Below are 17,091 nucleotides of genomic sequence, written 5' to 3'. Positions count from 1 at the left end.
AGTCCGCCCCCGCGGCCGTACCTATCGTGGGCAGCCTCATGGCCGAAAGCAGCACGCGGACGGGTGGATCGTGAACGGATCCGGGATCGACTACCAGGCGGTCTTCCACGCCCTGCCGGGCGCGGTCGCGCTGCTCACCACCGACCTGGTGTACCTGGACGCCAACGAGGCGTTCCTGTCGATGTCGGGCCGCACGCGCGAGCAGATCGTCGGCCGCCACCTGTTCGACGTCTTCCCCGACAACCCCTCCGATCCGGCCGCGACCGGCATGCGCAACCTGCGCGCCTCCCTCGAACGGGTCGCGGCCACCGGAGAGCCCGACACCATGGCCCTGCAGCGCTACGACGTGGAGTACGCCGACCGGCCCGGGGTCTGGCAGGAGCGGTACTGGAGCCCCGTCAACGTCCCCGTGCCCGCCCCCGACGGCACCGTGGCGCTGCTCCTGCACCGTGTGGAGGAGGTCACCGAACTCATCCGGGCCCGCGGCAGCCGCAGCGAAGGGGACCGCGCCCGGGTGTTGGAGTCCGAGCTCTACACCCGCGCCCGGGAGCTGCAAGCGGTCAACGAACGTCTGCGCCGGGCCCACGCCCGTGAACGCGAGGTCGCTCTCCACCTCCAGGAGGCGCTGCTGCCCACGCCCCGCCCGCTCGGCCACCACCAGGCCGCCGTGCGCTACCTGCCCGCCATCGGAGCCCTGAACGTGTGCGGCGACTGGTACGACCTCGTCGACATGCCCGGCCGCACCGCTGTCGCCGTGGGTGATGTCGTGGGCCACGGACTGCTCGCGGCCGGGGTGATGGGCCAGCTCCGCAGCGCCCTGTCCGCCGCCTCCCGCGTCACCGAAGGGCCCGCCCAGGCCCTCGAGGGCCTCGGCCTGTATGCCCGTTCCATCGACGGCGCCGAATCCACCACCGTGGTGTCGGTGTTCATCGACTGGAACGGCCGCACGCTCACCTACAGCAGCGCCGGCCACCCCCCGCCCGCACTCTGCCACCACGACGGCACCGTCACCTTCCTCGACCAGGCCACCGACCCCCCACTGGGCGCCCGGCCCGAACACGCTCCCCGCCCCCAGGCCCGGACCGCCTTCGCCGACGGTTCCGTGCTGGTCCTCTACACCGACGGACTCGTCGAACGCCGCCACGAGGACATCGACGCCGGCCTCCAACGGCTCGCCGACGCCCTCGCACGACACCGGACCGCCGACCCCGAGACCCTGGCCACGGCCCTGCTGGCCGACCTCATCCCGCCGGCCGGCATCACCGACGACACGGCCCTGGTCGTCCTGCGCCTGTGACGGTGCGGACCGGCGCCCGCCCGGGCTCAGCGCCAGGCGGGATGGCCCTCGGCCGCCGTGCCGGTGGTGATCGCGCGCTCCCCGGTCCGGTCCGTTCGCACGGCCCAGACCACCGGCTTCTCGTACGGGCCGCGGACGAAGGCCACCCACGTGCCGTCCACGGACCAGGACGGGTCCATCTCGTGGGCGCCGGTGGCCACCAGGGCGCGATCGTCGCTGCCGTCGGCGTCCACGAGGCGGATGTCGCCCTGGGCCCCCGCGCCGTAGGTTCCCGCGGTGTACGCGAAGGTCGTGCCGTCGGGGGACCACACGGGGTCGAGTGCCGGGTGGGGCAGCCGGGTCACCTGCTGCGGGGCGCGGTCCGGCGCGGCGGGGTCGACCACATGGATCTGCCAGTTCTCGGGCCCCGCCTCCAGGCAGACCGCGATGCGCCGGCCGTCCGGCGACCACGCGGGGTCCTCGACCTGGCCCGTGCCCGAGGTGAGCTGGCGGGCGGAGCCGTCGGCGACGTCGACCACGAACAGCTGCTGGACGCCGTCCTTCTCGCGCAGGACGGCGAGCCGGCTGCCGTCCGGCGACCACGCCACCCTGCCGCCGGAGATGGAGGCGATCCGGCGCGGGTTCGAACCGTCGGCCGCGGCGGTCCAGACGGCCGTGCCCTCGGGGGTGCTGCGGGTGAACGCGAACGACCTGCGGTCGGGGGACCACTGGGGCAGGGTGTCGCACGCGCCGCCCGCGAGGAGCCGCACGGGCGAGTCCGTCGACGGGCCCCGGCGGGCGATGACGCCGTGACAGGTGCCGGGCCAGCCGGGCGCGGTGTCCTGCCGGATCAGCAGGGGCTCGGTCGGGAAAGGGGCCGGGGCCGGGGCCGGGTCAGAGGCGGGTACGGATCCGGTGGGGGCGGGTGTGGCGCCGCCGGTCTTGGCGTCGTCCCGGGTACCCCCGTTCCAGGGCTGCCACACCAGCAGGCCGGCGGCCGCCAGCGAGGCCACGAGCACGGCTGCCGCCACGGCCGCGCGGCGGCGCCGGGGCTGCACGGCCGCCGGCGGCCGCACCTGCGCGGGTCCCGGGGAGACGGGTGCCCCGGTCCCCGTCACGGTCGGGGGCTGTTCCGTACGGGGCCCAGCGACGGGCCGCGGGGTCTCCGGTGCCGTACCGGGTGCCGTACCGGGGCCCGTACCGGGTTCCGTGCCGGACGGCCGGGCGGTCTCCGCCGCCGGGGTGTCCTGCGGCCCGTCCGGGATGTCCTGCGGCGCGCCCGGTGCTCCCGGTGCGATCGGAGGTGCGCCCGGTGCGCCCGCTGCGCCCGGTGCGGTCGGTTCCGGCCGGGGGAGCAGTCGGGTGGCCGCGTCGGGCAGCCAGCCGTCACCCGCCGGGTGGCGGACGGTCAGGCCGCCCAGGAAGGCCGTCGGAGTGGGCCGCGCCCCCGGGTCCTTGGACAGGCAGGCGCCGACCGCCGCGCGGAGTTCGGCGGGGACGGCGGTCAGGTCCGGCTCCTCGTGGACCACCTTGTAGTGCCTGGCCGCGGACGGGCCGTCGCCGAAGGGGGAGCCGCCCGCCGCCTGCGTGAGCACCACCCCCAGCGCGAACATGTCGACCGCCGGGGTGACGGCGCCACTGGTGAGCTGCTCGGGTGCCAGGAATCCCGGCGTGCCGATCTGCAGTCCGGTCTGCGTCAGCGCCGTCCCGTCCAGAGCGCGGGCGATACCGAAGTCGATGACCCGCGGCCCGTCCTCCGCGACGATGATGTTCGCGGGCTTGAGGTCGCGGTGGATGACCCCCGCCCGGTGGATCGCCTCGAGCGCCTCGGCCAGTCCCGCCGCCAGGACGGTGAGCGTGTCCAGGGGCAGTGCGCCGACCCGCGCGAGCACCGCCTGCAGCGTGGGACCGGGCACGAACGCCGTGACCAGCCAGGCCGGATCCCCGTCCGGGTCGGCGTCGACGACCGGCGCGGTGTGGAAGCCGCCGACCCGCCGTGCGGCCGCCACCTCGTCGGCGAACCGGCGCCTGAAGCCGGGCTCCGTGCTCAGTTCGGGACGTACGACCTTGACGGCCACGGCGCGGCCGGACTGGGAGCGGCCCAGGTAGACCACGCCCATGCCCCCCTGCCCGAGCCGTCCCACCAGCCGGTAGCGGCCCTCGCCGACCGACCTGGGATCGCCCGCTTCGAGCGGCTTCATGGGTCCCCCGTTCCACACTTCGCGCGATGAACAGCCCCTCTCCTATCTGTCGCGCCGCACACCAGTCAAGCGAGGACCGGGCGGAGGCCCGGGGGAGTGCCGGCGTACCCATCAGTTCGTGCGCCACCGAGCGGCCGTGCGGCTGGTCGCCTTCCACAGCTCGGGCTGCCCGGCCGGGGCGGGCCACACCTGGATCAGGTACTCCTCGACGGGATCGCCCGCGAGGCGCGGATCGCCGTCGTCGCGGTTCCTGCCGTGGACGCGGATCCGATAGGAGCCCGGCCCGGGAAGGTCCAGCCGGCCGGCCGGGTCCGCTTCCGTGCCGGTCGTGGCGAAGTCGATGAACGCGGAGTCCCACGCGACGGGCACCTCGGCGACGTCCTGCCACCGGTCCGCGTCCAGCGGCGGGGCCGCGGCCCACAGCTGGGCGGTGACGGCGATGTGGCCGATCTCCTGCCCGCACAGGATGCGCGCGCTGCCGTCGTCGGGGTCGGCCTCGACGAGGCCGTTCAGCGTCCACCCGGGTTCGAACTCGGCGACGAGGTCCTCCCCCGTCAGATCGATCGTGCCGGCGTCGATGTGGACGGTGCGGGTGGTCGTGTACTGCGGGGCGGGCATACGGGGTCTTCCCCTCGGTGTCGGAACGGAACGGGGCCGCACCCATGGTGGATGCGGCCCCTGCTCTCGGGCCACCGGTCAGCGGAACTGCCGGCGGACGAGCCGGATCAGTCCCGGCCGCAGCCGACCGGTCCCATGGCCTGCGGCGGCGCCTGCGCGCCCGCGGACTTGAGGACGCGGACGTAGAACGCGTCGCCCTCCAGGACCCGCTGGCCGTTCAGCGAGGCCTTGCGCAGGCTCCCCTCACGGGAGTTGTCGCCCCCGTCGAGGAAGTGGCAGGAGTAGTCCGGGTTCCGGCTGGCCCCCTCCAGCGACTGGGCGAAGGGGTATTCGTCGCACGCCAGCCCGCTGCCCGGCGGAGGCCTCGGCACGTCGCGGCCGCAGGCCACGTCACGGTTGGCGTCGATGACGGCGTCGTCGAAGGTGCGGTGCAGCGGGTACCGGGTGCCCGGCTTCCCCCACGGCTGCTTGAGGTTGCGCTGCGCCCAGTCGACGTGCCATGCCACCGCGTCGACCCTCGGGTTGCCGGTGTCCAGCACCCACACGGCCGGGACCTGCGGGTACACGCAGCCACCGGTCCGGACGGGCGTGATCCGCGGCGTGCTGTCGCAGCGCGGCCGGACCGTCTGCCCGATGAGCGCGCTGCCCTCGTCGTGACGGGGCGCGTCCAGGGTGGCGTACGGGCGGATGCTGTCGTCGACCCGTTCCCGGCCCGGGGAGGACACGGTGAACTCGTACGTCCGCGTCTGGTCGGGGAACAGCAACTGCTCACCGGACTCGTCCACTTCGCAGTGGTTGCACTCGAAGCCGACCCGGCCGTTGGTCAGATATCCCGCCCAGGAGGACGGGTCCGTGAGCTTCAGCTCGACCTTGTACGTCGACCGGTAGCGGTTGCGGGGGTCGAGGGTGGACGTGACCTTGGAGTGCAGGGTCGCCGTCCCCGCCGGTGTTCCGTTGACCGTGTAGACGACCGGGATCTTCTGGTTCGAGCACGATGCGGTACGGGCGAGCCGGATGGTTCCCTGGGCACAGTCCAGTGCCTGGGCGCCCACCTCACCTTCGGTGTCCGTGAGGGTGGTTGGCTCCTCCGGCGTGCCCAGGGTGATGGCGAGGCGACCCGGTGCCGAGTCGCCCGGTTCGGGCGCGGCGTGCGCGGGCGAGGCCACTGCCAGCGAGACCAGCAGGGCCGTACCGATGGCGGCGACTGCCGCGCGTGTCCTGCGTAACGATCCTTTACCCATGCGGGTGAGTCCTTCGTCAGTCGAACAGATGGACCCGTGCATGCTGAAACGGCCAACGGCGCGGGGTCAACGGATCGTTGAGATCTACGGGAGTTCCTCACGCAAACCCCCCGACGCGTGCGCACACTCCGCACCACGGGAACCTGTACCTCCGCACACCGCGCAAACGGACCTGCGCCGACCCTGCGGGCTTCCTTAAGGGACCTTGAAGAACGCCTCCGACCGCCTCTTTTGGCTGGTCACCGCCCTAGGCTCAGTCGGACCGACCTCCCCCTCTCTCTGTGAGGTGCTCCCGGCATGAGCCGCAGCCGAACTCCCGGAACCACGTCCCGCGTCGAGGCGCGCCGGAAGAAGGCGGTGCGCACGCGCATCGTGCTGTCCCTCACCGCGGCGGCCGCGGCCGTGGCGGTCGGGGTCGCGGTGGCCGACTCCGACGGCGGTGCGCACGCGGACCAGCGGGCCGGTGGCGCCACCGGCCCGAAGTCCGGGACGGCGGGCCCCGCTCCCGGCGAGGCCACGGCGACTCCCTCACCGCTCCCCTCCCCGCTCACCGCCGACGCCGCGTCCGCCACCGGCGCGATGCCGTCGGCAACGCCCGGCGACGGCGCCACGGAATCCGCCGCTCCCACGAAGCCCGCGGCCGAGGAGAGCACCCCGGCCACGGAGGCGGCCGCCCAGACCCGCAAGCCCGTGCGGACGTCCGCCGCGCCCGTCGGCGGATCCGGCGGGTCGGGCGCCTCGGGCGGCTCCTCCGGCAGTGCCTCCGGCGACTCCGAGTCGGCGGTCCTCGCCCTGGTCAACAAGGAGCGGGCGGCGGCCGGGTGCGGCCCCTTGGCCGCGAACGCCCAGCTGACCGCCGCGGCCAGGGCGTACAGCGACACCATGGCCCGCAGCGGCGTCATGTCCCACACCGGACCCGACGGGTCCACCATGACCACCCGCGTGGAGGCCGCCGGTTACAAGTGGTCCCGCCTGGGCGAGAACATAGCCCGCGGCCAGGCGGACGCCGGCGCCGTCATGAACGCGTGGATGAACAGCCCCGGCCACAGGGCCAACATCCTCAACTGCGCCTTCCGGGAGATCGGCATAGGCGTCCACAAGGGCGACGGCGGCCCGTGGTGGACGCAGAACTTCGGTACGCCGAAGTAGCACCCCTCCCGCCGAGCGCCGCACGCCCTCCGACCCGAACGCGGGCCAGGAGGGCGCCGGCGTCCGCCCGCGGGCTCCCGGGGGAGGCGGTGACGGGCGGCCCGGCGCGTCGGCCACTATGGGGCCGTGCCTCGAATTCCGCGCTACCTGCTCCTATGGCTGTCCTGTACGGCCGCCAGCGTGACCGCCGTGCTCGGCACGGTCCAGTTCGTGGTCGGCTCGACCCGGCATACGCCTCCCGTGGCGCGGTCCGCCCCGATGGTGTTCGACTCGCCGCCGGCGTGGCAGGCGGGCCACGGACAGTCCCCGGGCCCGGCGTCCGCGAGCGCGTCCCCCGAGGCCTCGCCCACGCCGACCGGTCGACCGGCCCCCTCCGCTTCGGTGACCACCCCCGTGAAGGCCTCTACCGGAGCCCCGCGGGCCACCGCGCCGAAGGCCCCCGTCGACTGCGAGGACGGCGGACCGGGCCTGCACACCGTCCCCTCGCAGGGCGGCAAGGTCACGGTGCGGTACGGGAGCCGCGGCGTGTGCCTGATCTCCGCGGTCCCCGCCCGCGGGTTCAAGGCCACCACCTCACAGACCGCGGACGACACCCTGACGGTCACCTTCACCAGCGCGGACCACCGCTCGGTCATCACGGCGACGATCGACCCCACGGCGAAGGCGAGCGTCCGCGAGACCTCCTTCTGAGCGGACACGCCGGCCGCTTCGGCCGATCCGCACCACGCGACTCGCACGTTCCCTTTGCCCGTTTCGCCGGCCTGTGCCGGTTCGTCACCCGAGCTCCGGCGAAGCGGAAGGTGAGCCCTTCCTTAGGGGAACCTCAAGATCACGCGCAACGGGTTCCGGTGGCCCGCCGCGGTCCTAAGCTCGCGTCAGCCGAGCGGCCCCCGGCGTCGCCCGGGCGTACTGCCCCCGCGACCGTCGGACCGCCGGCTTCACCGAGCCGGGACGCGCATGCGCCGTTCCCGCAGACGAACCGTGCCTTGGAGTGTCTTCGCCATGAGTTCTCGCATACTCCGACCCGTCCCCGCCGGCCGCCGCACGGCGCAGCCCCGCTCCACGGCGCTCCCGGGGGTGCGCCTGCCGCTGCTCGCCGCGGCCGTGGCCGCCGCGGGGCTGACCGTCGCCTGCGGGCCGTCCGGGCAGCCCGTCGGGGCGGCCTCGCCGTCCGCGGTCGCACCGTCGTCGCAGTCGCTGCCCGCCGGGACGGAGCCGGCGTCGGCCTCGCCGACCGCCGAGGCGTCCCCGACGGCCCCGGCCTCGCCGTCGGCGACCGCCGGCGCCCCGGCCGGCTCGCCGACCCCCTCGGGCACCCGGACCGCTCCGGCCGCCCCCAAGCCGCCCCGCACGTCGGCCGCGCCCGCGCCGGCCCGTATACCCGGGCCCGGCTACGACAGTTCGGCCGATGCGCAGAAGCAGATCGACGCCGCCCTGAGCGCGGCCAAGGCGGACGGGAGGATGGTGCTGCTCGACTTCGGCGCCAACTGGTGCGGCAACTGCAAGGCGGCCGACAAGGTGTTCGCCCAGCCGCAGACGGCGGCGATCCTCGCAGCCTCGTACCACCTGGTCAAGATCGACATCGGCGGCGACAGCACCGCCAACTCGGCGCTCCTGCGCACGTACAGCCCCTCGGGCGGCACGTACAAGATGCCCGTCCTGATCGTCGTCACACCGTCCGGTACGGTCCGCACCGATACCCACGCCACCGGCAACCCCGCCCTGACCTCCGACGGGATCAACTCCTTCCTGCGCCGGTGGGCGTCATGACAGGACCGCTCCCGGCCCGTGCCGTGCGGCATTCCGCGAAGGCCCGTGTGGCGGCCGCCGTGCTCTCCCTGGCCGCACTCGCCGCATGCGGCGGCCGGCCCCCGGGGGGCGGCGCCGCGCCCACGCTCCGCTTCACCGAGAACGGGGTCACCGTCACGCTCTCGGTGTCCGCATGGCACGCCCCCAGGGGCACGCTGACCGCGGTCTTCGCCCCCGAGGAGAAGGGCTTCCACCTCTACAGCACCGACCTGCCGGCCACCGGGATCGAGGGCGTGGGCCGACCGACCGCCATGGACGTCACCGGCGCCCTGCGGGCGGACGGGCCACCGACGGCCGCCGCGGAGGTACGGACGATCAGCGTGGCCGGTGTCGACGCCCCCGTCCCCGTCTACCCGGACGGACCCGTCACCCTCACACTGCCCGTACGCGCCGACGGCGACGGGGAGGCGACGGTCCTGCTCGGGTACGCCAGCTGCAGTGCGCAGCAAGGCTGCACCATCCCGGTCTCCGACCGCCCCGTGCGCCTGCGCGTCACCGCCGACGGCCCGGCCTTCGCCGAGGACCAGGAACGGGCGTTCACTTAGGGTGTGCCCATGCCCAGCGTCCTGGTCGTGGAAGACGACCCCAGCATCCGCCAGTCCCTGATAGAGGTCCTGGCGGAGCACGGATACGCCGTACGCAGCACCGGCGACGGGTTCGGCGCCCTGCGCGAGATCACCCAGGTGTCCGTCGACGCCGTCGTACTCGACCTGGGGCTGCCCGATCTGGACGGAGGAGACGCACTGCGCATGATCCGCGGCATATCCTCCGTTCCCGTACTGGTGGCCACCGCCCGCGACGACGAGACGGAGATCATCAAGCTCCTCAACGCCGGCGCCGACGACTACCTGGTCAAGCCCTTCTCCGGGGGACAGCTCATCGCACGCCTCTCCGCCGTCCTCCGGCGCACCAGCCACCTTCCCCCCGCCCACGCCTCCCACGCCGCGCCCACCGGTCAGGGTGCGCGCCCGGCGCCGGCAGCCGCACCGCTGCACGCCACCACCGTGGGCGAGCTGACCGTGGACCCCGGCGCGCGCACCGCGCACCTGGCCGGCCGCGAGCTCCGCCTCACCCGCCGGGAGTTCGACCTGCTGGCCTTCCTCGCCCACCACACCGGCCAGGTCGTCTCCAAGCGGCGGCTGCTCACCGAGGTCTGGCGCGAGCCGTACGTCGACGACCAGACCGTCGACGTGCACCTGTCGTCCCTGCGCCGCAAGCTCGGCGAACGCGCGGCGGCCCCCCGCTACCTGCTGACGGTCCGCGGCGTCGGCATCAAGCTGGTGGCGCCGCGTTGAGACGCTCACTGGCCGGAGTGGCGCTCGCCGTCACGTCCATGGTCGCCCTCTCCTTCCTCATACCGCTGGCCGCACTGGTGATGTCCCTGGTCAAAGAGCAGAGCGTCACCGCGGCCGAGCAGCGGGCCGCCGCCCTGGCCCCCGTACTGACGCTGACCACGGACCCGTCCGCCCTGCAGGAATCCGCCGCCAGTCTGGACGCGACCGAGCACCTGGTCGTCCACCTGCCCGACGCCCCCGCCCTCGGCAGCTCCCGGGCCCCCGCGGCACTGCTCGAACGGGCGCAGCGGGGACGCGAGTCGATCTCCCAGCAGATCCCCGGCGGCTGGATCTGCCTGCAGCCGGTGGTGCTGCCCGGCGACCGGGTCGCCGTCATCGAGAACTTCGTCCCCGAAGCGGAACTGAGCCGCGGGGTCAAGGCCTCCTGGGCGGTCATGCTCCTCCTCGCCGTGGGGCTGATCGGCGGTTCCGTGCTGGTCGCCGACCGTCTCGGCGCGAAGGTCGTCAGGTCCTCCAAGCGACTCGCGCACGCTTCCCACGCGCTGGGCCAGGGCAACCTGGACGCCCGCGTGGACCCGATGGGCCCCAAGGAACTGCGCGACGCGGGCGTCGCCTTCAACGCCATGGCCCACCGGATGACCGAACTGCTCGCCGTCGAACGCGAACTGGTCGCCGACCTGTCGCACCGGCTGCGCACCCCGCTGACCGCCCTGCACCTGGCCTCGGAGCGCATGGCGGGCTCACCGGAATCGGCCAGGGTCGAGGCGGCGGTGGGCGAACTGGAAGCGGAACTCCAGGCCATCATCACCGCCGCGCGCACCCCGCTCGCCGTGGGACCCATGGGCCAGGGGCTGCTCGGCACGGACGCCGAACCGGGCGCGGGCCACCACGCCGCCGGCGGGGGACCGTACGGACCCCGCTGCGAGGCGGCCGACGTCGTCCGCCGCCGCACCGCCTTCTGGGCGGTGCTGGCGGAGCAGCAGAGCAGGCCCTTCTCCCTCGACCTCACGCAGGAGCCCTCGGCCGTCGGCCTCTCCGACGACGATGTCGCCGCCGTGGTGGACGCGCTCATCGGGAACGTCTTCCGCCACACCGCCTCCGGAACCCCCTTCGGCGTCCGCGTCGTCCGCACCGCACAGGCCGTGGAGCTGGTCGTGGACGACGCCGGTCCGGGCATCCCGGATCCGGACCGGGCCCTGTCCCGCGGCAGCAGCACCGGCTCGTCGGGGCTCGGCCTCGACATCGCCCGCAGGGCCGCGGCCGTCACCGGCGGCTCCCTGCGCATCGCACACGGCCCCCGCGGCGGCGCGCACATCACCGTGGTGTTCGCCCTCGCTCCGCCCCTGCCGTCCGGGCGCGGGCCGCGCGTCTCCCGGCGGCGTACGGGATGGCCGCGGGCCCTCAGGCGGACGTGAAGAGGTCCTCCTGCGCCTCGTCGAGGATGAACCCGTTGTCGAAGCGCACCCGGACCGTGACCACCGGCCCGCGTTCCTGGTAGGCGGTCCACTCCGGCTCCAGGGAGGCGACCTTCTCCTCGAGCTGCTTCCTGCTCTCGGCGGGCATGTCGTGGCCGAAGGAGTCGAGCAGCGACTTCAGCCGCTCGTACTCGCGGACCCCCTCGCTCTGGTGCCGGTGCTCGACCACCCGCTCCAAGGTGCCCTCGGTGCCCGCTGCCAGCGACAGGAACCCGGCCACGGCCCCCGGCGCGTCCTCGGTCACCGCCGCACCGGTCAGCCGGGTGTCCGACGCCAGCTTCACCCGCTGGCCTTCCTTCAGCGTCATGGTTCTTCGTCTCTCGTCTCTCGTGTCTCGTTGCCCGGCTCTCGGACCGATGCGCGGCGCGGTGCCATTATCGGGGCCGCATGAGGAGGCCGGCGTGGGAGAGTGTGGGCATGTGCGGTCGTTACGCTTCTTCCCGGGCCCCGGAGGACCTCGCGGGGCTCTTCGGCGCCGAGCGGGAACCCGGCGCCGAGGCGCTGGAGCCGTCCTGGAACGTCGCCCCGACCGACGACGTGTGGGCGGTCCTGGAACGCGCCGACCGCGGTACCGGGGAGGTGGCGCGCCGGCTGCGGCCGGTCCGGTGGGGGCTCGTGCCGTCCTGGGCGAAGGACCCCTCGGTGGGCTCACGCATGATCAACGCCCGCGTGGAGACCGTGCATGAGAAGCCGGCGTACCGGCGCGCGTTCACCCGCCGGCGGTGCCTGCTCCCCGCCGACGGCTTCTACGAATGGGTCGCCGTGCCCGCGACCGGTTCCGCGAAGGCGTACAAGCAGCCGTACTTCATCCGCCCCGAGGACGCGGGGGTGATGGCGATGGCCGGGCTGTACGAGTTCTGGCGCGACCCGGCCGTCAAGGACGACGACGATCCGTCGGCCTGGCTGACCACGGCCACGATCATCACCACCGAGGCCACCGACCGGGCGGGCCGGGTCCACCCCCGCATGCCGCTGGCCCTCGACCCCGCCGACTACGACACCTGGCTCGACCCCGCCCACCAGGACCCCGCCGGCCTCCGCGCCCTCCTGCACACCCCGGCCGACGGCCGCCTCGAGGTGACGGCGGTATCGACCGCGGTCAACAGCGTCCGCAACAACGGCCCGCACCTCCTCGACCCCGCCGGTTCCTGACGGCGTCGGCAGGTGCGGGTGGTTGACTGGGCCGCATGGATCTCGTACGCGCCTTCCCTCCTGGCATGCCGTCAGAGCCCGGGCCGGGCCCGGGGGCCGGCGCAGCGCCCCCGCTCGACCCCGAACTGGCGCTGGCACTGGCGGCTTTGGGGGACGGGCCGCGGGAGCCGCTGACCCCGGAGAACCTCGCGGCCCGGCAAGGGCGGGATGCCGCGACCCGGCCCAGGCCGACGGTCCGGGACCTGCGGGCGGACGGCCGGTTCGCGGTGGAGGAGCTACGGGTGCCGGCAGCTTCGCGAGGGCGGGAGGTCACGCTGGTGAGCGCGCGGCCCGCCGGGCTCACCGGGCCGCTGCCGCTGCTGTACTACCTGCACGGCGGCGGAATGATCTCCGGCAACGCGTGGTCCGTCCTGCCGCGGCTGCTCGGCGAATGGGCTCTCCCGCTGGGGCTGGCCGTCATCTCCGTCGAGTACCCGCTGGCCCCGCAGACCCAGTACCCCGTACCACTGGAGGACTGCTACGCCGGACTCGTCTGGGCGGCCGGGCACGCGGCCGAACTGGACATCGACCGGGACCGCTTCATCATCGGAGGCAAAAGCGCCGGCGGCGGCCTGGCCGCGGCACTCGCCCTGCTCACCCGCGACCGGGGCGGCCCCGCACCGATCGGGCAACTGCTCCTGTGTCCGATGCTCGACGACCGGGGCGACACCTTCTCCAGCCACCAGATGGCCGGCACCGACACCTGGGACCGCACCTCCAACGCCACCGCGTGGCAGGCGCTGCTGGGCGACCGGTACGGCGCCGCGGACCTGCCGCCCTACGCGGCTCCCGCCCGCGCCACGGACCTGTCCGGGCTGCCCCCGGCCTACATCGACGTCGGATCGGCCGAGACCTTCAGGGACGAGGACGTCGCCTACGCCCAGGCGATCTGGCAGGCCGGGGGCCAGGCCGAACTGCACGTATGGCCCGGCGCCTGCCACGCCTTCGACACCTTCGCACCGCAGGCCGCGATCAGCCGGGACGCCCGCGAGGCCCGTACCCGCTGGCTCCGGCGCCTCCTCACACGCCGACCGGGCGGATGAGCAGGGCGTCACGTGCCCCAGATCGTCCGGTACGCCTCGCGGTAGCCGGACGGATCCCAGAACGTGGCGCCGGCACTGTTCCCGGCCACGGCGATGTGGACGGGCGCGACGTAGCCGCTGGCGGGCCGGCCGGCGAAGGCGCGGTTGAACTCGTCGACGATCTGCCAGCCCTGCTCGTTCAGCGGCTCCGGCACGGTGGCCGCCTGGAACTGCCTGCTGGTGATGCGCTGGAAGGCGGAGGCGTCGCCGTCGCCCGCACCGATGTTGAAGGGCGGTCCGGAGCCCGGCTTGCCGGCCGCGCGCAGGGCGGGGGCGGCATCGGCGAAGTAGAGGTCGTTGATGGCCACGGAGTACGTCCACGCGTCCTGGAAGCGGGACAGGAGCGAGGAGACCGCCTGCGGGGTACGGCTGCCGGCATCGGGGATCGGGATGTTCTCGTACGACAGGACCCGTACGCCGGAACACGTGGCGAGCTCCCGCCGGATCAGTTCGGCCTTGTTCCTGGCGAACGGGATCGAGTCGTCGGTGAACAGGACGACCCCGGCGTTCCCGCCGGACCGGGCGATGACCCAGTCCGCGCTGATCCTCGCCACGTCCTCCACCCTCGTGGTGACGTTCGTGAACAGCCGGGGATCCTCGCTCGGGCCGGGGGAGGCCACGGCGTGCCAGCCGATCACCGGGATCCGTGCCGCTTCGGCCCGCGCCATCTGCTGCGAGGTCAGACGGGGATCGAAACCGCCGATGACGATGCCCGCGGGCTTGAGCGTGACGGCCTGGCTGAGCGCTGCCTGGATGCCGGCGGGCGTGCCCTCCCCGTCGATCACCCGGACCTGCCAGCCGATGGCCTTCGCGGCCTCCTCGACGCCCTTCGCGACGCCCGCGACGCCGGGGTTGGTCATGGTCTGCGCCACGTAGACGACGGTCTTGCCGGGCACCGCCGCGGGCCCGCCGGTGGGCCCGCGCCAGGAGGCGTCGGTGTGCTCGGCCTGCCGCACGGCCGCCTCGGCCCGCTCGAGGGTGCCGGGACAGCCGGCGGGGGACGGGCCGCTGCCCGCCGGCGGGCCGGGCGCGCAGCCCGAGGCGAGGGCGGCGGCCGCGATCAGCAGGGCTGCGGCGGTGCGGTGGGTGGTGCGGTTCGGGTACACGGTGCTCGGTGCTCCTGACGCGGGTACGCGTACGGCGTGCTCACAACGTGCTCACGACGTGTTCCGGACGGGTTCCGGGGGTGGCTGTCTTCGGCCGGTGCGCAGCCGGCGGCGCGCCGAGTACCCGGCCAGGCCGACCGCGATGAGCAGCGTGCCGCCGTTGAACAGCGGCGTGGCCCAGAACTCCGCGCCGAGCTGCCCGATCCCGGCGAGGCCGACGGCGAGGACGGCGACGGCCACGACGGTGCCGAGGGCGTTGGCGCGGCCGGGCCTGATCGTGGTGGACCCCAGCAGGGCGCCGACGAAGGCGGGCAGCAGGTAGTCCAGCCCGACGCTCGGATTGCCGGTCTGCTGCTGTGCGGCGAGCAGGACGCCGGCGAAGCCGACGACGAGGCCCGATCCGGCGAAGGCGTAGACGGAGTAGGTGCGGGTGGGGATGCCGATGATGCCGGCGGCGCGCGGGCTGGAGCCGATGACGTACAGGTACCGGCCCAGCGGCAGCCGCTCCAGGACCACCCAGAGCACGGCCGCGAGGGCCAGGACGTAGAAGGCGGGCACCGGAAGGCCGAGGAAGCGGGAGTCGTAGAGGCCGGTGAAGGCGGAGGGCAGGCCGTCCGGTCCGGGCACGATCCGGCCGCCCCCGGTGATCCAGCCGGTGACCGCGTACATCATGCTGCCGGTGCCGAGCGTGGCGATGAAGGAGTCGATCTGCCCGAATTCGACGATCACGCCGTTGAGCGCGCCGACCAGCGCCCCCGCGCACACGACCACGAGGCAGGCGAGCGGCCAGGGCCAGCCCCCGTCGACGATGAGCCGCATCACCATCACGTGGGCCAGGCCCAGCCCGTAGCCGAGGGACAGGTCGAACCGGCCGGTGGCGATGGGGATCGTCGCACCGAGCGCCAGGATGGCGGGGATGGACTGGTTGGACAGGATCGAGGAGATGGTGTCCTGCGTGGGAAACGTCTTCGGCAGGGCGAGCGAGAACACCAGGAAGAGGAGGGCGGCGAGCACGGGGAGCCCGTAGGCGCCGATGTGGTGCCCGCGCAGGCGTCCGCGTACGGATCGGGGCGAGGGGGTGGGGGTCATCGGCTCGTCGCAGCTCCGGTGATGGGGGGCATGGCCGAGGCGGTTCGGGTCAGTTCGGCGACGGTGAGGGCGGCGCCGGACAGCTCGGCGGCCACGGTCCCGCGGACGAACACCAGGGCGCGGTGGCAGACGCCCGCGACCTCTTCGAAGTCGGTGGACAGGAGCAGGACCGCCAGGCCGGAGGACAGCGCGTCGTCGAGCAGCCGGTGGATCGTGGCCTTGGCCCCGACGTCCACGCTGGCGGTCGGCTCTTCGAGGACGAGCAGGCGCAGGTTCCCCCGGAGCCACCGGCCGACCATGACCTTCTGCTGGTTGCCGCCGGACAGGGTGGCGATCGGCGCCTCGCTGTCCCGGGGCCGCACCGCGAACCGGTCGATCAGGGCGGCGGCCTCGGCGCGCTCGCGCCGCGGGCTGATCCACTGCCACCCCGGCACGCCGGCCGCCCGGGGGTTCGCCAGGAAGTTCTCGCGTACGGTCAGTTCGGCGGCGAGGCCCTCCTCCTGGCGGTTGCCCGCCACGAAGCCGACGCCGGAGCGCAGCGCGCCGGCGACCGTGCGCGGCCGGTACGGGCGCCCGTCCAGTACCGCGCGCCCCGCGAGGATCGGCCGGGCACCGGCGAGGGCGCGGCCCAGCTCCATGTGGCCGGCGCCGGTCAGGCCCACCATGCCGAGGACCTCACCCCTGCGCAGGTCCAGGCGGACCGGCCCGGCGGACGCGGTCCGCACCCCGTCGAGGCTCAGGAGGGGCGGGCCGGCGGCCGGGCGCGCGGCCGGTGCGCGGGCCGCCGGTTCGCTGCCCGCGACGGCGTGCACCAGACGGGCCGGGCTGTGGCCGGCGAGCGGACCCCGGTCGGCCACGCGGCCGTCGCGCAGGACGGCGAAGGTGTCGGCGACCCGGTACACCTCGTCGAGCCGGTGGCTGACGTAGAGGATGCCGTGCCCCCGGTCGCGCAGGGCGTGCAGAACGCCGAAGAGCCGGGCGCAGTCCGCTGCGGGGAGGGTGGCGGTCGGCTCGTCGAGGACGATCAGCTCGGCCCGTGTCGCGAGGGCGCGGGCGATGGCGACCAGCGAGCGCTCGGCGGGGGCGAGGCCGGCGATCCGGGTGTCGGGGTCCAGGTGCCCGGCGACGAGGGCGAGAGCCTCGCGGCAGCGCTCCCGGGTCTGCCGCCAGGAGATCAGCCCCCGGCGGCGCGGATAGCCAGTGCCCAGGGCGATGTTCTCGGCCACCGTCATCCACGCGACGAGACCGAGGTCCTGGTGGATGAAGGACATGTTCCGGGTGGCGGCGTGCGAGCCGAGCGGGTGTCCGGCCACGGTCACTTCGCCCTCGTCGGCGGGGTGGACCCCGGCGAGCACCTTGATGAGCGTGGACTTCCCGGCACCGTTGGGACCGAGCAGGGCGAGGACACTGCCCCGGTGGAGGTCGAGGTCGACCGAGGCCAGCGCCAGGGTGCCGCCGAATCGTTTGGTCAGACCGCGGACGCGGACGAGCGGTTCACCGCCGAAGCGCGAGGGCGGGCCCGTCGAGGTGTCGGGAGCGTCGTGCACAGACTTCTCCGG

16 protein-coding genes are annotated in these 17,091 nt (G+C 74.2%); 9 read left to right on the top strand and 7 right to left on the bottom strand.

Annotation, left to right across the window (positions count from 1 at the left end):
• The first annotated feature begins 67 nt into the window (after positions 1-67).
• Positions 68-1,297: a PP2C family protein-serine/threonine phosphatase gene (locus ACZ6I1_RS27360; protein WP_469291557.1), complete on the top strand. Its 1,230-nt coding sequence runs from the start codon at positions 68-70 to the stop codon at positions 1,295-1,297.
• Positions 1,298-1,323: 26 nt separating this feature from the next.
• Here ACZ6I1_RS27360 and ACZ6I1_RS27355 read toward each other — a convergent pair whose 3' ends face one another.
• The 3 genes from ACZ6I1_RS27355 to ACZ6I1_RS27345 form a co-directional block, all read right to left on the bottom strand.
• A complete protein-coding gene (locus ACZ6I1_RS27355; RefSeq protein WP_469291508.1) occupies positions 1,324-3,477 on the bottom strand; it encodes a protein kinase domain-containing protein in 2,154 nt (717 codons plus the stop codon).
• A gap of 111 nt (positions 3,478-3,588) precedes the next feature.
• A complete protein-coding gene (locus tag ACZ6I1_RS27350) occupies positions 3,589-4,095 on the bottom strand; it encodes a hypothetical protein (RefSeq protein WP_469291506.1) in 507 nt (168 codons plus the stop codon).
• 107 nt (positions 4,096-4,202) lie between these two features.
• A complete protein-coding gene (locus ACZ6I1_RS27345; protein WP_469291504.1) occupies positions 4,203-5,336 on the bottom strand; it encodes a NucA/NucB deoxyribonuclease domain-containing protein in 1,134 nt (377 codons plus the stop codon).
• 297 nt (positions 5,337-5,633) lie between these two features.
• Between ACZ6I1_RS27345 and ACZ6I1_RS27340 the strand changes: the two genes are divergently transcribed.
• The 6 genes from ACZ6I1_RS27340 (at position 5,634) to ACZ6I1_RS27315 (ending at position 11,004) form a co-directional block, all read left to right on the top strand.
• A complete protein-coding gene (locus ACZ6I1_RS27340) occupies positions 5,634-6,485 on the top strand; it encodes a CAP domain-containing protein (protein ID WP_469291502.1) in 852 nt (283 codons plus the stop codon).
• Between the two features lie 126 nt (positions 6,486-6,611).
• Positions 6,612-7,175 (top strand): hypothetical protein, encoded by a 564-nt coding sequence (locus ACZ6I1_RS27335; protein ID WP_469291500.1) that lies wholly within the window; start codon positions 6,612-6,614, stop codon positions 7,173-7,175.
• A 312-nt stretch (positions 7,176-7,487) separates the two neighbouring features.
• Positions 7,488-8,255, top strand: coding sequence for a thioredoxin family protein (locus ACZ6I1_RS27330; RefSeq protein ID WP_469291499.1), 768 nt, complete (start codon positions 7,488-7,490; stop codon positions 8,253-8,255).
• Positions 8,252-8,839 carry a hypothetical protein gene (locus ACZ6I1_RS27325; RefSeq protein ID WP_469291497.1) on the top strand — a complete coding sequence of 196 codons (588 nt, stop codon included), beginning with the start codon at positions 8,252-8,254 and terminating at the stop codon, positions 8,837-8,839. The genes ACZ6I1_RS27330 and ACZ6I1_RS27325 overlap by 4 nt, the downstream gene beginning before the upstream one ends.
• A 9-nt stretch (positions 8,840-8,848) precedes the next feature.
• Entirely contained in the window at positions 8,849-9,589 is a 741-nt protein-coding gene (locus ACZ6I1_RS27320; protein WP_469291495.1) for a response regulator transcription factor, read from the top strand.
• Positions 9,586-11,004 carry an ATP-binding protein gene (locus ACZ6I1_RS27315; protein WP_469291493.1) on the top strand — a complete coding sequence of 473 codons (1,419 nt, stop codon included), beginning with the start codon at positions 9,586-9,588 and terminating at the stop codon, positions 11,002-11,004. The genes ACZ6I1_RS27320 and ACZ6I1_RS27315 overlap by 4 nt, the downstream gene beginning before the upstream one ends.
• On the opposite strand, the gene ACZ6I1_RS27310 is transcribed toward ACZ6I1_RS27315, so the two are convergent.
• Complete coding sequence (locus tag ACZ6I1_RS27310) at positions 10,991-11,371, bottom strand: hypothetical protein (protein WP_469291491.1); 381 nt, start codon at positions 11,369-11,371, stop codon at positions 10,991-10,993. The genes ACZ6I1_RS27315 and ACZ6I1_RS27310 overlap by 14 nt on opposite strands.
• A gap of 110 nt (positions 11,372-11,481) precedes the next feature.
• Between ACZ6I1_RS27310 and ACZ6I1_RS27305 the strand changes: the two genes are divergently transcribed.
• A complete protein-coding gene (locus tag ACZ6I1_RS27305; RefSeq protein ID WP_469291489.1) occupies positions 11,482-12,216 on the top strand; it encodes an SOS response-associated peptidase in 735 nt (244 codons plus the stop codon).
• Between the two features lie 65 nt (positions 12,217-12,281).
• Positions 12,282-13,298, top strand: a complete 1,017-nt coding sequence (locus ACZ6I1_RS27300) for an alpha/beta hydrolase (protein ID WP_469291487.1) — start codon at positions 12,282-12,284, stop codon at positions 13,296-13,298.
• Positions 13,299-13,306: 8 nt separating this feature from the next.
• On the opposite strand, the gene ACZ6I1_RS27295 is transcribed toward ACZ6I1_RS27300, so the two are convergent.
• Genes ACZ6I1_RS27295 through ACZ6I1_RS27285 form a run of 3 tightly spaced genes read right to left on the bottom strand, consistent with a single transcriptional unit; the run spans position 13,307 to position 17,079 of the window.
• Positions 13,307-14,443: a substrate-binding domain-containing protein gene (locus ACZ6I1_RS27295; RefSeq protein ID WP_469291485.1), complete on the bottom strand. Its 1,137-nt coding sequence runs from the start codon at positions 14,441-14,443 to the stop codon at positions 13,307-13,309.
• Between the two features lie 51 nt (positions 14,444-14,494).
• A complete protein-coding gene (locus tag ACZ6I1_RS27290) occupies positions 14,495-15,532 on the bottom strand; it encodes an ABC transporter permease (protein WP_469291483.1) in 1,038 nt (345 codons plus the stop codon).
• A complete protein-coding gene (locus ACZ6I1_RS27285; RefSeq protein WP_469291481.1) occupies positions 15,529-17,079 on the bottom strand; it encodes a sugar ABC transporter ATP-binding protein in 1,551 nt (516 codons plus the stop codon). The genes ACZ6I1_RS27290 and ACZ6I1_RS27285 overlap by 4 nt, the downstream gene beginning before the upstream one ends.
• Between the last annotated feature and the right edge of the window lie 12 nt (positions 17,080-17,091).

The sequence above is a fragment of the Streptomyces sp. NPDC046303 genome (assembly GCF_055588085.1).
The sequence above is the reverse complement of the archived record's forward strand: the minus strand, read 5'-3'. Positions and strand labels throughout refer to the sequence as shown.

Bases quoted from the DNA above. Each gene is read 5' to 3' on its own strand.
- ACZ6I1_RS27355 (WP_469291508.1), bottom strand. From the start codon at position 3,477: ATGAAGCCGCTCGAAGCGGGCGATCCCAGGTCGGTCGGCGAGGGCCGC.
- ACZ6I1_RS27350 (WP_469291506.1), bottom strand. From the start codon at position 4,095: ATGCCCGCCCCGCAGTACACGACCACCCGCACCGTCCACATCGACGCC.
- ACZ6I1_RS27345 (WP_469291504.1), bottom strand. From the start codon at position 5,336: ATGGGTAAAGGATCGTTACGCAGGACACGCGCGGCAGTCGCCGCCATC.
- ACZ6I1_RS27340 (WP_469291502.1), top strand. From the start codon at position 5,634: ATGAGCCGCAGCCGAACTCCCGGAACCACGTCCCGCGTCGAGGCGCGC.
- ACZ6I1_RS27330 (WP_469291499.1), top strand. From the start codon at position 7,488: ATGAGTTCTCGCATACTCCGACCCGTCCCCGCCGGCCGCCGCACGGCG.
- ACZ6I1_RS27325 (WP_469291497.1), top strand. From the start codon at position 8,252: ATGACAGGACCGCTCCCGGCCCGTGCCGTGCGGCATTCCGCGAAGGCC.
- ACZ6I1_RS27320 (WP_469291495.1), top strand. From the start codon at position 8,849: ATGCCCAGCGTCCTGGTCGTGGAAGACGACCCCAGCATCCGCCAGTCC.
- ACZ6I1_RS27310 (WP_469291491.1), bottom strand. From the start codon at position 11,371: ATGACGCTGAAGGAAGGCCAGCGGGTGAAGCTGGCGTCGGACACCCGG.
- ACZ6I1_RS27305 (WP_469291489.1), top strand. From the start codon at position 11,482: ATGTGCGGTCGTTACGCTTCTTCCCGGGCCCCGGAGGACCTCGCGGGG.
- ACZ6I1_RS27300 (WP_469291487.1), top strand. From the start codon at position 12,282: ATGCCGTCAGAGCCCGGGCCGGGCCCGGGGGCCGGCGCAGCGCCCCCG.
- ACZ6I1_RS27290 (WP_469291483.1), bottom strand. From the start codon at position 15,532: ATGACCCCCACCCCCTCGCCCCGATCCGTACGCGGACGCCTGCGCGGG.